12 protein-coding genes are annotated in these 12,766 nt (G+C 69.1%); 5 read left to right on the top strand and 7 right to left on the bottom strand.

Translation table 11 applies throughout. The features are described 5' to 3' along the window. The first annotated feature begins 4 nt into the window (after window positions 1-4). Entirely contained in the window at window positions 5-1,228 is a 1,224-nt protein-coding gene (locus HRU76_07290) for an MltA domain-containing protein (GenBank protein ID QOJ17391.1), read from the top strand. Between the two features lie 18 nt (window positions 1,229-1,246). Then, window positions 1,247-2,068, top strand: a complete 822-nt coding sequence (gene truA / locus HRU76_07285) for a tRNA pseudouridine(38-40) synthase TruA (protein ID QOJ17390.1) — start codon at window positions 1,247-1,249, stop codon at window positions 2,066-2,068. 10 nt (window positions 2,069-2,078) lie between these two features. On the opposite strand, the gene HRU76_07280 is transcribed toward truA, so the two are convergent. Together HRU76_07280 and HRU76_07275 are read right to left on the bottom strand one after the other, a co-directional pair. Next, window positions 2,079-3,488, bottom strand: coding sequence for a PQQ-binding-like beta-propeller repeat protein (locus HRU76_07280; GenBank protein QOJ17389.1), 1,410 nt, complete (start codon window positions 3,486-3,488; stop codon window positions 2,079-2,081). A 3-nt stretch (window positions 3,489-3,491) separates the two neighbouring features. Beyond that, window positions 3,492-3,896, bottom strand: coding sequence for a multidrug efflux SMR transporter (locus HRU76_07275; protein QOJ17388.1), 405 nt, complete (start codon window positions 3,894-3,896; stop codon window positions 3,492-3,494). A 170-nt stretch (window positions 3,897-4,066) separates the two neighbouring features. Here HRU76_07275 and HRU76_07270 point away from each other — a divergent pair, with 170 nt between their 5' ends. Further along, window positions 4,067-5,047 carry a hypothetical protein gene (locus HRU76_07270; GenBank protein ID QOJ17387.1) on the top strand — a complete coding sequence of 327 codons (981 nt, stop codon included), beginning with the start codon at window positions 4,067-4,069 and terminating at the stop codon, window positions 5,045-5,047. Window positions 5,048-5,218: 171 nt separating this feature from the next. Here the strand turns inward: HRU76_07270 and HRU76_07265 are convergent, their stop codons facing one another. The 4 genes from HRU76_07265 to HRU76_07250 form a co-directional block, all read right to left on the bottom strand. Continuing rightward, window positions 5,219-5,623 (bottom strand): hypothetical protein, encoded by a 405-nt coding sequence (locus HRU76_07265; protein ID QOJ17386.1) that lies wholly within the window; start codon window positions 5,621-5,623, stop codon window positions 5,219-5,221. 63 nt (window positions 5,624-5,686) lie between these two features. Beyond that, window positions 5,687-6,868 (bottom strand): hypothetical protein, encoded by a 1,182-nt coding sequence (locus HRU76_07260; protein QOJ17385.1) that lies wholly within the window; start codon window positions 6,866-6,868, stop codon window positions 5,687-5,689. Between the two features lie 104 nt (window positions 6,869-6,972). After that, window positions 6,973-7,470 (bottom strand): ribosomal protein L7/L12, encoded by a 498-nt coding sequence (locus HRU76_07255; GenBank protein QOJ17384.1) that lies wholly within the window; start codon window positions 7,468-7,470, stop codon window positions 6,973-6,975. A gap of 56 nt (window positions 7,471-7,526) precedes the next feature. Next, window positions 7,527-7,997, bottom strand: coding sequence for a nuclear transport factor 2 family protein (locus tag HRU76_07250; protein QOJ17383.1), 471 nt, complete (start codon window positions 7,995-7,997; stop codon window positions 7,527-7,529). Between the two features lie 166 nt (window positions 7,998-8,163). Here HRU76_07250 and HRU76_07245 point away from each other — a divergent pair, with 166 nt between their 5' ends. Together HRU76_07245 and HRU76_07240 are read left to right on the top strand one after the other, a co-directional pair. Beyond that, entirely contained in the window at window positions 8,164-9,564 is a 1,401-nt protein-coding gene (locus tag HRU76_07245) for a glycosyltransferase family 4 protein (protein ID QOJ17382.1), read from the top strand. Continuing rightward, window positions 9,506-11,725, top strand: coding sequence for a hypothetical protein (locus tag HRU76_07240; GenBank protein QOJ17381.1), 2,220 nt, complete (start codon window positions 9,506-9,508; stop codon window positions 11,723-11,725). Before HRU76_07245 ends, HRU76_07240 begins: the two co-directional genes overlap by 59 nt. A gap of 78 nt (window positions 11,726-11,803) precedes the next feature. On the opposite strand, the gene HRU76_07235 is transcribed toward HRU76_07240, so the two are convergent. Next, window positions 11,804-12,742 (bottom strand): hypothetical protein, encoded by a 939-nt coding sequence (locus HRU76_07235; protein QOJ17380.1) that lies wholly within the window; start codon window positions 12,740-12,742, stop codon window positions 11,804-11,806. Between the last annotated feature and the right edge of the window lie 24 nt (window positions 12,743-12,766).

Raw genomic sequence — 12,766 nt, 5'->3', positions numbered from 1 at the left:
TTGCATGATCGTGGCCACGCTGCTCGCCCTGGCGGGCGGATGTCAGCCGTGGCGCGCCGATCATGAGGCGACTTACGCCGATGATGGCTGGTCCACGTGGGAGATCCATCTGCTGGCGGCGTGCGAAGAGCTCTTGCGGAATCCCGCCAGCCGCGATGACCTGCTGCTGGCGCTCGACCGCTCGCTGGCCTGGCTGGCGGATGACGCTCGCTCAGCGACTTTTTTCGACAGCGAAACGGAGCGCATTGCCACGCATGCGGCGACCCGGTGCTTTCGCAACCTCATCGCGGCGGCGACGGACGCGGCGTGGCTGGCGCGGCGCGTCCGCGAAAACTTCCTGCCGCCCGTCGCGGCGCGGGCGGGCGGCTCGTCGGGGGACGACGCGCTCTTCACCGCCTACTACGCGGCGGCCTTCGAGGGCGTGGCGACGCGAACGCCCGGCTACGACTGGCCGCTCTACGCCCCGCCGCCCGATCTGGCGCGCGATGAACGCACCGGCGAAGTCATCGGCCGCCGCGTGGGTGACCGCATCGAGCCGCTGCCCACGCGCGAGATGATCGAACGCGAAGGTCTCTACGCCGGGATGGAGGTGGGCTGGCTGCGCGATCCCTTCGACGCCTACGTGGCGCACGTGAACGGCTCGGTGCGGCTGCGCGGCCCGGATGGCGCCACCATTCACCTGGCCCACGCGGGCACCAATGGTCGCCCGTACACGAGCATCGGACGCCAGTTGATCGAGTCGGGCGTGCTGCCGTCGCACGGCGTCTCGCTTCAGGCGATTCGCGCGTTTTTCGACGCCCATCCCGACCAGCTCCACCCCTTCGCGTGGCGGAATCAGCGGTACGTCTTCTTCGAGGCGATTCCCGAAGCGGAGTGGCCTCGGAGCGGGCTGGGCATCACGCTCGTCGAAGGGCGATCGGTCGCCACCGACAAGCGGGTCTACCCGCCCGGCGGACCGATGCTGGTGCGGTTCCAGCGGGTGGCCGTCGCGCCGCCGGGCGACGGAAGTTCAGCTGGGCCGTCCGCGTTTCTCGATGACCCCGAGATGCAGGCGCGGTTCGTGGTGGATCATGACCGGGGCGGGGCGATCCTCGGGCCGAACCGCATCGACCTGTACGCCGGCGCGGGCGACGTTGCCGGGGATCGCGCGGGCCGTTTCACCGCGGGCGGCTTCATCGCGCCCCTCATCCGACGCACGGCGATGATCGAGGCCACGCCGCCACGTTGACCCCGGCGACGCCACCCCATGCCACGCTACAAGCTCACCATCGCCTACGACGGCACCGACTTCCACGGCTGGCAGCGGCAGGAACCGCCCGGTGCGCCGCCCCTGCGCACGGTGCAGGGCGTGATCGAGCAGGCGGTGCGAGAGACGGTCGGTGCGTCGGTCGAGGTGCTCGGCGCCTCGCGCACCGACGCGGGCGTCCACGCCATCGGGCAGGTGGCGGCGTTCAGCGCCGAGACACGCATCCCGATCGAGCGTCTGGCCCGCGCCATCTCCTCCCGACTGCCGGATGATGTGCAGGTGCTGCGCGCCGAGGTGGCGCCGGATGACTTTGATCCCATCAGCCACGCAAGGCGGAAGACGTATCGGTATTCGATCGCGCACGGCGGGCCGTGGGTGGAGCCCACAGCCGCCAGCCATCAGCCGTCAGCCGACAGCCCGTTTGCGCCGCTGGCCTCGCCGCCGCCGCTCTTTGACCGCAGGTACCTGTACTACACGTACCATCGGCTCGACCCGGTGCGCATGCATTTGGCGGCCCGCCTGATCGTCGGCGAACACGACTTCGCCAGTTTCGCCCAGATCGATCACGGCCGCGCCACCACGATCCGCACCATCTTCGATTGCTCGGTGACGGCCACCGCGCCGGATCGCTGCCACATCGACGTGACGGGCAGCGGGTTTCTCTACAACATGGTGCGCATCATCGCGGGCACGCTGTTGGAAGTCGGACGCGGGCGCATTGAGCCGGAACACGCGGCGACCATTCTCGCCGCGCGCGACCGCCGGGCCGCGGGTCCGACCCTGCCGCCGCAGGGGCTGTGCCTGCGGTCAATCGAGTACTGAAGATCGACCGTCACTCGCTTCCGATGCAGTACAGGTGCGTTCCCGTGCGGATGAACAGGCGCGAGCCGGACGTGACGGGCGAGGAGAGCGTGTACGACCCGTCGAGTTCATTGGTGGCGAGCATCCTGAACTGGGGCCCGGCGGCCAGCACCACGGTCACGCCTTCTTCGTTGGTCAGGTAGATTCGACCGTCGGCGAGAATCGGCGAGCTGCTCACGGTGCCCTGCACGGTGCGCTCCGGTCCCCACTTCACCTCGCCGGTCCTGGCGTCGAGACAGGTGACCATGCCGTTGTCGCTGGCCATGTAGAAGTACGTGCCGTCGCAGACGGGGGTGGGCACGTCGGGCGCGCCCTGAGCGTCCCACTTCCACGCCAGCGTGGTGGGCTCGCTCTCGCCGCCTTCGTAGCGCAAGGCCAGCAACGGGCGCACGCGGGTGGGAGCGTAGATCAGGTCGCCCACGACGACGGGCGAGGCCACGATGCGGTAGTTGCGCTGCTTGCCGGGATTGAGCCCGGCGGCGCGCCACAGCTCCCGGCCTGAGTCGGGATCGTGGCCGGTGACGTAGTCGCCGCCGGAGACGACGATCTGGCTGCCGTCGCCGTGCCGCAGCACCGCCGGCGTGGTGTAGGCGTCGGGTGACTCGGCGGGGGCGTCGGTTGGACGTTCCTGCCGCCAGAGTTCCTTACCCGTGAGGGCGTCGAAGCAGACGACATACGAGGGATCATCCGTCCGCATGCCGTGCAGCACGGGGATGATGATCCTGCCCTCGTACAGCAGCGGCGAGGCGGCGAAGCCCCAGTTCAGCCCGAAGGGGCCGTAGTCCTGCTGCAGGTTGCGCGACCAGACCACCTCGCCCGTCATGGTGAGGGCGGTGACGGTGCCGTTGCCCGTGACGGCCCACACATGCGTGCCGTCCGTCACCGGCGAAGGCGAAGCGTGATTGGCCTTCATGTGCAGTTGATTGCCCTCATCCATCTTGTGCCGCCAGAGGATGGAGCCATCGGCCTTGGAGATGCAGAAGAGCAGGATGTCGTTGCCGCCGGGATCGCGTCCGCCCCCGCGCCCGCCTCGTCCGCCCCGTCCGCCGCGGCCGCCGGGGGGCGGATCCTGCGGGTCGTCGGCCGCCTCCTCCACCGGGCGCGGAGCGGGAGCGGAAGGCGACATCACGAAGATGCGGTCGCCCCAGATGACGGGCGTCGAGCCGCTCCAGTGGGGCAGCGGGGTCTTCCAGATGATGTTCTTCTCCGCGCTCCACTCGACCGGCAGGTTGGTGGCGGGGCTGACGCCGTTCAACCCCGGTCCGCGCCACTGCGGCCAGTTCACCGTGTCCAGAGCGTCGCCGGGCGCATCCGCCAGGGCGGCGCCGGGGAACGAACAGATCAGAACGGCGGCCAGGATCGATGGAATGGTTCGGTTCATGCGTCAACTCCTCTCCGATTGAACGCCCGGCGCCGCGGGAAGTTCCCCATCGGGCCGAATCGACGCCGCGTCGCCGCCGCTCGACTTCCCGCCGGGGGACGCCAGTTTCAGCCCCACGATGCCCACGACGATCAGGACGATGCACGCCAGGCGCGCCGCGGTGGCCGGTTCACGGTACCACGCCATGCCGACGACCGCCACGCCGACCGCACCGATGCCGGTCCACACGGCGTAGCCGGTGCCGAGAGGAATCGTGCGCACCGCCAGCGACAGCACCCAGAAACTGGCGGCCATCGTGAGAATGGTGAGCACGCTGGGCCACAGCCGGGTGAAACCGTCCGTCTGCTTGAGCCCGACGGCCCAGCCGACTTCCAGCAGCCCCGCAACGATCAGCAGAAACCATGCCATTGGGAATCTCCGCCGGATCGTACCCGCACGCGGCGAGGACGATCGCCTCGTCGGGAATCCGCGGCAAATCGCTTCACGCGGGCTTGCGGCGGACCCGTGGTTCATGCGACAATCCACGGTGCGCGACGGACGCACGGTCTCCGTTTCGCGCTGACTGAGGGAGAACCACGATGTCCGAACTGTCGCCCGCCGAGCTGACCGCCGCCAACAAGGTGATGGACGAGTTTCTCGCCGCCTTCGTCAAGCGCGACGAGTCGGCGCTCAAGTCGCTGCTGACCGCCAAGTGCGCGGCGGATTTCTCCATGTCCGCGCCGCCCGGCACGCTGGAGTTTCGCCGCGAGGAGGCCCGCGTGGAGGACGGCGAAGTCGTCGTGCCCGTCCACTTCAACGTGGTGGAGGACCCCTCGCAGAACCCGCCCTGCGCGCTGCAGCACGTGCTGGTGCGCGAGAACGGCGGCTGGCGCGTGGACATGAACAAGACCATGGAGAAGACGTTCGGCTTCTCACCCGACGCCATGATGGACGCCATGGTCGAGGGCATGAAGCAGGTCGGCGAGGCCATGGGCGAGGCCATGAGCGGCCTTGGCGAAGCCATGGGCGAGGCGATGGGAAGCGCGTTCGAACAGCCCGATGACGTCGAGATGCTGGATGAGATTCCGTCCGACGAGGAGGCGATCGCGTCGGGCGAGTACGACCCCTTCGCCGTCGACGAATCGCTGGTTCCCGACGACTGGGCCGCCTACGCGATCAGCAGCGGGCGGGAATACGCCGGACAGGTGTCGGACTGGCTCAAATCGCTGGGCGTGAACGCGGAGTTCGACATCGATTACGACGGCTTCTACCAGAAGCGCTTCGTCAACTGGCTGGGAATGATCGAGCACCACATCAGCCAGCACGGCATCTACGCCTGCGGGTCAGGCATCGGCGACCTGGTGCAGGAAGACGCCCAGGCGGGCGGGCACGTGCGGGCGTCGCTGCGGTCGATCCGGTTCATCCGGGCCGAGTCGCCCGAGTCGATCGGCCTGACCGCGGTCGGCAACACGCTGGAGCACCGCTTCATTCCCGACATGGAAAGCGGCGGCTGGCTCGAGGAAGCCGACTTCCGCGCCCGCCTGCGCGACGTGCTGATGGAGCTGACGCCAGCGGAATAGGCGGCGGGGGTGACGCGGCGCGGCATGCATGGCATGACGCTCCACGTTGCGCGTGAGCGAGTGGTGACTTCGACCGCTCCCTGACGATCGCAGTTCCATGCTTTGGCGCCGTCAGCGTCATGGGTCGTTCCCGCCTCACGTCACGCGGGCGGACGGCGCTGGTTCCGCGGATCACCGCGCCCCGGCCATCAGGCCGCGCAGCGCGCTGACGTTGTAACGGAATCGCTCCTTCTCGTGCTCCAGCGCGTAGGGCTGATCCGCCAGCCACTCATAGAGGGCCAGCGAGTCGGCGTTGTTGCCCGAGGTGTGCAGGTAGGCCGCCTTGCGCTCCACGGCGTTCACGCGGCAGTAGGGCTGCTCGTAGCCGATCGCCACGTCGAACCACGACAGCGCCTCGTCGGCTCGTCCCATCTTGTCCATCGCCACCGCGACGTTGAGCGACATCATGGCCTTGTCGAGATCGCTGATGTCGCTCTCGACGATGGCGATGAACGCCTCCGCCGCCCCGGCGTGGTCGCCCTGCTCGAAGCGGGCCGCCGCCGCCTTCACTGCCGCGTCGTAGTGTGCAAAGTCCATGCAACTGCTCCTGGGCGATCGTGTCGCGCGGCCTTCGTCGCCGGCCCGCGAAGTTCGCCCGACTTACAGACTGAAATGATGCAGGTCCACGTCCGGATAGGTGGCGCCCCACGTCAGTTCCGCCTTGTGGAACGCCTCCACCAGCGACCACTCCAGACCGAGGAACCCGGTCTTGTGATACTTGGAGATGAAGGCCTTGCCCACCTTCTTGAGGTCGGCGTCCTTGGCGATGGCGGCGTCGAGGGCGTCCACTTTCTTGGGCTTGGGAGCGGGCTTGCCGGCCTTCTTGGCGGCTTCCTCCGCCGCCTGCTGCTCCTTCTTGGCGGCCTCCTCCTCCTTCTTCACCGCCTCGCCCACCTTCTTCACGAACTCATCGCTGATCTCCTTGATCGTGTCGTAGAGATCCTTGGGCTTGCTCTTCCACTTGCTCTTGCGCGTGGCGTGATCGAGGGATTTGCCCGTGTACTTGAGGATCGCCGACCACGTGGCCGAAGGAATCTGCGGGTTGCTGGAGGCGTCCACGTCCACCGCCGTGCCGGTGGCGTGATCGCTGAGCGTGCCGAGACGGTACTTGCCGGAAAGCTTCATCGGTCGCGGGTTCATCCCGCCCGCCTTGAACTTCTTGCCGTAACTCGTCTCAACCTTCTTGAGGGCCTCTTTCATGGCCTCGGACATGCCGCTGCGGATGAGCTTGGGGATGTCGGTTCCGGCGCCCACTTCCTTCTCGTACCCCTTGCGCACCCAGGCGTAGAAGACCTCCTGCGCGTCCTTCCACTTCTCTCCCTTGCGGCTGTTCAGCGGGGGTTCGATGAAGCGCCGCAGCTTGGCGCCGTCGGCGTCCAGCTCCGCCTTCGCCGTGGCGCGATACGTCTTGTAATCGTCCGCCGAGCCGAAGTAGGCGTCGCGGTCGGAGACATACGCGGCCACGTCGTCCACGAGTTTCTGCGTCTTGGCGTCCTTGGTCTTGTAGGCCGACCCGTCCTTGCGGAGGACGCCGTAGATCTCCTGCAGCAGCTGGAGTTCGTTCTTGTCGAGTTCGGAGTCGGCGACGGAGGCGTTCTCGCCGGTTGCGGCGCCCGGATTCGCGCCGGCGCTCGTGGCCGGCTGCGCTCCCACCACGCCGGGCATTCCGTAGTAATGCAGCCCGTCATAATCGCGCCACGGCTCGACCCCCAGCGTATCGGGCCAGAACACGCACCCGACCCGGTGATCGCCGAACGCGCCTCGTGCTCGTGCCACGCCCATGGGCGAGTCTCCCCAGTCACCCCGCGCCGATCCGCGGCGCGACGGTCGGATCATCGTACCGCGCCGGGCGACGCGGCGGAACGGCGCATCCGCTGGAACTCACTTCAACCGATCACGCGCACCGCGTGGCGCACGACCCCTCCGAGCAGCACTCCGGCGCCGGCCGCGACCACCAGCACGCCCAGGCAGCCGCGCTTCGCTGACCGGCTGGCGAACTGCTGCGGCACGCGGTCGCGCAGCTCCTTCTCCACCTCCTGGACCATGATTCGGGCGTCCTTCAGAGACATGCCCGTGGCATCGCGGAAGATCCGGATCGCCTCGATCGAGTTGCCGATCCGCAGCGCCTCGCGCACGCGCTCCATGTCCACCGGCGAGGGCTCGCGCAGTCCCGCCGCCGCGGCGTCGGTCATCGACACCGGTCCACTCTGCCGCAGCGCCGCCTCCAGCGCCTCGACCGCGTCCTTGGCCTCCTTCAGCCCGACGCCGGTGGCCTCGCGCATGATCCTGACGGCCTCGATCTTGCGGCCGTCAAGGATCGCCAGCTGGAGCTGATCCAGAATCTCGTCGGGCGTCTGGTTGCCGGGATGGGGATCGGACGCCATGAGTCACCAGTCGTGATGCGGGGAGGACGATCGGAGCGATCCGGACGAGTGCGATGTCACTCCTTCACCGGCGTCTCCTGGTACCCCAGGTTCTGCCACCCCTTCCCTCGATCAACCCAGATGGAGGACACCGTGGTCCAGGTGTTGCCGAAGGGGCGCCCGGCGTACGAGCCGCGCACCAGCAGGCGATAGGTGAGCACACCGGCGCGCGGGCCGATGCGCCGCACCGTTACGTCATCCATGGCGTACTCAGTGATGACCAGATCGGGCAGCGCGGCGAGGAAGTCCTCGCGCGAGGCGATCTCGCCGTCCGTGTCCTCGATCACATAGGCGTCGTCCGGCAGCAGGGCGGCCAGCGCGGCGGCGTCCTGCCGCTTCTGCACGTCCCAGATGCGATGCTCCATGGCGATCAGTTCCGACCGGAAGGCGTCATCCACGGTCGCACTGTTCGGCGACTGGCAGCCGGACAGAAACGCCGCGCCGAGCAGCAACGCCACGATCAGAACCTGTGACGAAGACTGACGCATGGGTTCCCCTTTCATGTACACGACGGCGGACGACTGACGCGACCACTCATTCGGATCGACCCACGGAAGCGGGACCATCGTACCAGAAGCGCTCCCCATGTGCCCGGCCGGCGTCTGCCTCTTCCTATCATCCGTGCCCATCCGTGCTCATCGGTGGATTCCCCACATGTCGCTGCGCATCATGCACATTTCGACGCGGCTGATCCTGGGCGGATCGCAGGAGAACACCGTCCTCTCGTGCGAGGGGCAGGTTCGTCGCGGACATGCCGTCGCACTGGTCTATGGCCCGATCTACGGCCCGGAAGGGTCGCTGTACGATCGTGCGGCGGCATTCCGGGCGGGGGAGGACGTCGTCAGCCGTCAGCCCTTGGGCGCCACGGAGGACGGGGGGCAGCGCGGCGAAGCGGCGGAGGGACCGCACGACAGAGCCGCAGAGCCACCCAACCCAGGCGCCCGGAACCCGGAACTCGGAACTCGGAACGCACCCGGCACGCAGCACTCAGCACTCGGCACTCCGCACTCCCCCACCTCTTCCCGCCGCATCGAGCTCATCGAAACGCCCAACCTGGTGCGCGAGCTGGCCCCGCTCAAGGATCGTCGCTGTCTGCGCGACCTGCGGCGGATCATCCGCGACTGGAAGCCCGACGTGGTGCATACGCACTCCAGCAAGGCGGGCATCCTGGGTCGCCTGGCCGCGTGGAAGGAGCGCGTTCCCTGCATCATCCACACCATCCACGGCCTGCCGTTTCATCCTTACGAGAAGAAGTGGCGCAACGCGGTGTACATTCTGTCCGAGCGAATCGCGGCGAGGCGCTGCCACCGCATCGTCTGCGTGGCCGACGCCATGCGTGACCAGGCGCTCGCCGCCGGCATTGGACGACCCGAGCAGTACGTCACCGTCTACTCCGGCATGGAGATCGACTCATTTCTCCACCCGCGCTGGACGCGCGAGCAGGTCCGGCGCGAGCTGGGCGTCGCCGAGCATGAGTTCATCCTCGGCACCGTGGCGCGGCTGGCGGAGCTCAAGGGCCATGATGACCTGATCGACGCCCTTGGCCCGCTGATGCACGAACGACCCTCGCTGCGCCTGTTGTGGGTGGGCGACGGGTGGTGGCGCGACCGGCTGTTCGCGCGGCTGAGGGACGCCGGTCTGGCAGGCCGCGTCATCACCACGGGGCTGGTGCCTCCCGAGGAGGTGCCGAAATACGTGCAGGCGATGGATTGCCTGGCGCACCCCAGTTACCGCGAGGGTCTGCCCCGCACGGTGCCGCAGGCGCTGCTCAGCGCACGCCCCGTCATCGCGTATGATGTTGACGGCACGAAGGAATGCTGTCGGGACGGCGAAACCGGGCGGCTCGTGAAGCCCGGAGACCTGCCCGGTCTGTGCGAAGCGGTGCGCTGGATGATGGATCACCCCAAGGAACGGACTGCGATGGGCGTCGCCGGGCGCGAACTCTGTCGCACGCGGTTTTCCGCGGAGACCATGGTGGATGAACTGGAGCGGGTCTATGCGTCGGTTCTGGAGCATCGCGGCGGCCGCTCTGCTGGGCGCGGCGCTCGTCGCTGACGCCTCGTGCCAGACGCTCAACCTTGGTCGTCCCGCGCCGCCCCGGCTGGACACGTTCACCTACGCCAAGGATCTGGCGGGCGTTCTGGAGCGCGAGGTGGCCCAGCGCGTCGCCGCCGAAGCCGACGCCGGCGAGATGGCGAGGATCGCGCTGCGCGCCGGAACCAATCTGCGCATCCTCGCCGCCGACCTGCTCACGCTGGGCGACGCGGCGGGGCATGAGGGCAGCGTGGCCATCGTCACGGGGCTGACGCTGGCGCAGGGGCGCGAGCAGGTGGACGAGTCGCTCAGCGCCGTGCTCGCCGCGGCGCGGGACGCGACCGCCGCCAATGCGCCGCAGGCCCGGCGGGCGATCGAATCCCTGCGCACGTTCAACGAGGACATCCGCTCGCTCAGGGAGCTGCTCCGCACGCCCTCCGCGTCGTCGATTGACGAGCATCTGCCGATCCTGCTGGCGCCTCTGGCGACGGCGTTGTCGGCGTTTCACGGGCAGGAAGGGGCGAATCACTGGGTGTCGTCGTCGCTCATCAGACCGGCCGCCAACATGGCGGGCGGCGCGAGCGCGTCGGCGCGCGGCGTCAACACCATCGACGAGCTGCGCGGGCGGGCCGTCGCCGCCGCCCTGCGTGAAGAGACGCGCGGCATCGTGGTCACGGTGCTGGACATCCTGGAGCAGGGGCAGGAGTTCGCCGAGTTCCGTCCGCGCGTGGAGGCGTACCGGGCGCTGCTCACGCGGCTGTTCGACCTGTGCGACGCGCTGAGCCACGCGGCGTGGATGGAGGAGACGTCGCGACAGGCGTATGACGCCCGGATTCACGAGGCGCTCGCGCTGTTTCAGGATCGCGCCGCCCGCGACCGCGGCGAGGCCCTGCTGCGCCGTTTCGAGTCCTCGCGTCTCATCATCGAGCGCATCACGCTGCTGTCCCAGATCAACCGCGATCGACCCAACATCAGGCCTCTCGCCGCCGCGCTGATCGCGGGCGAGCAACTGCTCGACAACCCCGCGCTCGCCGACACGGGGCGCGAACAGATGGCCAAGCTGCGGCTGGTGCTGGACCGCATGATCGCCTGGCGTGAGCTGCGCCGGGGCGAGGTGCGGGGCGAGCATCGCACGCTGGCGACGCGGCTGGAGCGCGAGTACCGGGATGCCGAGGCCTCGCTGCTCAAGGAGATCGAGCGCATCACCGCCGACCCGCGAGCGATCAGCGATCCCGCCTTCACCAGCGTCATGGCCAACCAGGCCCAGTACCTCGAGGATGTGATCCGGCTGGAGAAGATTCCGCGATGGATCGATCAGATCCGCTCGCTGCGCCCCGGCGCCGTCGAGCGCTTCACGGCGCAGACGCGCAAGATGGCCCAGTGGCTGCTGGAGCCGGCGCGTCGGGATGAGGCCATCCTCGCCATGACGCAGTACGAGCAGCAGGCGGGGCTCTTCCTGTCGATGCCCTTCGAGTCCAACCTGCGCGCCGGGGGCGAGGATGCCGCGCTCGTCACCGGCGGGCTGCACGACCGGCTGGCCCGCGAGATCGACGCCCAGCGCCAGCGCTGGGCCGACGGCTGGGCGCTCGGCAACGCCGGCAGCGATGCCGCCAAGCGGCTGCTCCTGCTCTTCCGACTCACGCAGGCCATGGCGGACAGCGCGGAGGTGGCGCGGCTGGGCGGCGACGCCGGCCCGCTCAACGCGTGGGCGGCGTGGGAGGCCGCGCCGCGGGCCATCGCCCCGGCGGTGCACGATGTCCCTAACCGGCTGCGACTGGCCACCCGTGCCGCGCTGGAGGGTAACGAGCGCGAACTCGCCTCGCAACTGACCCGCATCGACCAGGACGCCGCCATGGCCAAGATCGTCGGGCGGCTGGCGATGGTGGTCGGCCCCGCGCTGCAGGGGCTGCCCGGCGGGTCCGTCGGCATCATCGGCCAGTGCGCCGCCCGACCGCGCGAGGACGCCTTCATGCTGTCCAAGCGGGTGGAGCTGGCGCACCTGTGCCGCTATGCCCTGGAGGAGCATTTCGCGCGGACGAACAACCGCGAGTCCGTGGCGCGGGAATGCAGCGCCTACCTCAACGGGCTGGCGGCGGAACTGCTTGACTCGCTCGGCGAGCGAACCACGCCCATCCCCACGCTCCTCGGCTTCGACGGCACCGACCCGGAGGGAAGAGGGTAGCGGAGCGGCATCGATTCCCGCTCGTCGCGTTTCACCCGGGTTCGGACTGAGGGCGAACGGAACGCGGCGTCACGATGCTCAGCCGCGCCGACGCGGGGGAACGGGCTTTCCGGAAGGCGGCGGCTGCCCCCCATCCGCCGCCATCGACCGGGCCGAGATTGCGTTCAGATGCGCCCGCAGGCGTCGATAGCGGCGCGTCTCGCGGGCCGTGTGCTCCAGGTGGTGGATGCCCGAGAGCCACACCGAGCCCGCCAGCATGAGCACGCCGATGGGGAAGGCCAGCACCGCCACCGCGCCGATCAACCCGGCGAGGCGGCCCCAGATGCTGCCCGTCGGCAGCAGCAGCAGGCCGATGGCCGCGAAGGGCAGCAGCCACTGGAACCACTGGAAGATCGTCTCGGCGGTGGCGTCGCGGGTCCACTCCGCCAGCCGCTCCATCATCACCGCCATGGCGATGGTGCCGATGACGCCGATGGCGCCCAGCCCGAAGGCGGCCCACGTCATGCCGTCGGCGACCTTCTGCGCCGGGCTGGCGACTTCGCGGGCGAGCAGAACGCCCGCCCCCAGCAGCCAACCGAGTTGCCCCCAGCGGGCGATGTGCCGCGTCACGCCGCGCCGGGAGAAGCCGCGCGACACGCCCTCTCGGATCGTCAGCGCCGGCGTGAGCCACCACATCGCCAGCATCCACCCCAGAAGGGCGACGCCAACGACGCCCCCGAGCAGGTGGACGGACATCCAGCCGAAGAGAACCGCCAGGGCCGCGACGACAAGCAGGATGATCGAGCCCGCCGCCGTGACCGCCCCGCGGATGAACGCGCGGATCACGGGCTGGGGCATGCGGCTGAGCGAATCGTCATCCAGTGTGGGGGGCGGGGGAATCTCCTCGCCGCACTCCGGGCATCTGCCGCCCACCTTCAGTCCGCGCAGGTTGTACCCGCACGAGGCGCAGGGCCGGTCCACGCTCATGGAGCGGGGCGGCGGCAGGCCCTTGCCGAACTCGGAAGGCGAGACGGGCATCGGCTCACATGGTAGCGAGCCGCC

It is taken from the genome of Phycisphaeraceae bacterium, assembly GCA_015709595.1.
GTDB lineage: Bacteria > Planctomycetota > Phycisphaerae > Phycisphaerales > SM1A02 > CAADGA01.
This window is presented reverse-complemented; position numbering and strand designations above follow the sequence as displayed.

Excerpts from the sequence above, each read along its gene's own strand:
- HRU76_07250 (QOJ17383.1), bottom strand. The coding sequence starts at position 7,997 with ATGCGTCAGTCTTCGTCACAGGTTCTGATCGTGGCGTTGCTGCTCGGC.
- HRU76_07245 (QOJ17382.1), top strand. The coding sequence starts at position 8,164 with ATGTCGCTGCGCATCATGCACATTTCGACGCGGCTGATCCTGGGCGGA.
- truA (QOJ17390.1), top strand. The coding sequence starts at position 1,247 with ATGCCACGCTACAAGCTCACCATCGCCTACGACGGCACCGACTTCCAC.
- HRU76_07260 (QOJ17385.1), bottom strand. The coding sequence starts at position 6,868 with ATGGGCGTGGCACGAGCACGAGGCGCGTTCGGCGATCACCGGGTCGGG.
- HRU76_07280 (QOJ17389.1), bottom strand. The coding sequence starts at position 3,488 with ATGAACCGAACCATTCCATCGATCCTGGCCGCCGTTCTGATCTGTTCG.
- HRU76_07270 (QOJ17387.1), top strand. The coding sequence starts at position 4,067 with ATGTCCGAACTGTCGCCCGCCGAGCTGACCGCCGCCAACAAGGTGATG.
- HRU76_07240 (QOJ17381.1), top strand. The coding sequence starts at position 9,506 with ATGCGTCGGTTCTGGAGCATCGCGGCGGCCGCTCTGCTGGGCGCGGCG.
- HRU76_07255 (QOJ17384.1), bottom strand. The coding sequence starts at position 7,470 with ATGGCGTCCGATCCCCATCCCGGCAACCAGACGCCCGACGAGATTCTG.
- HRU76_07275 (QOJ17388.1), bottom strand. The coding sequence starts at position 3,896 with ATGGCATGGTTTCTGCTGATCGTTGCGGGGCTGCTGGAAGTCGGCTGG.
- HRU76_07290 (QOJ17391.1), top strand. The coding sequence starts at position 5 with ATGATCGTGGCCACGCTGCTCGCCCTGGCGGGCGGATGTCAGCCGTGG.
- HRU76_07265 (QOJ17386.1), bottom strand. The coding sequence starts at position 5,623 with ATGGACTTTGCACACTACGACGCGGCAGTGAAGGCGGCGGCGGCCCGC.
- HRU76_07235 (QOJ17380.1), bottom strand. The coding sequence starts at position 12,742 with ATGCCCGTCTCGCCTTCCGAGTTCGGCAAGGGCCTGCCGCCGCCCCGC.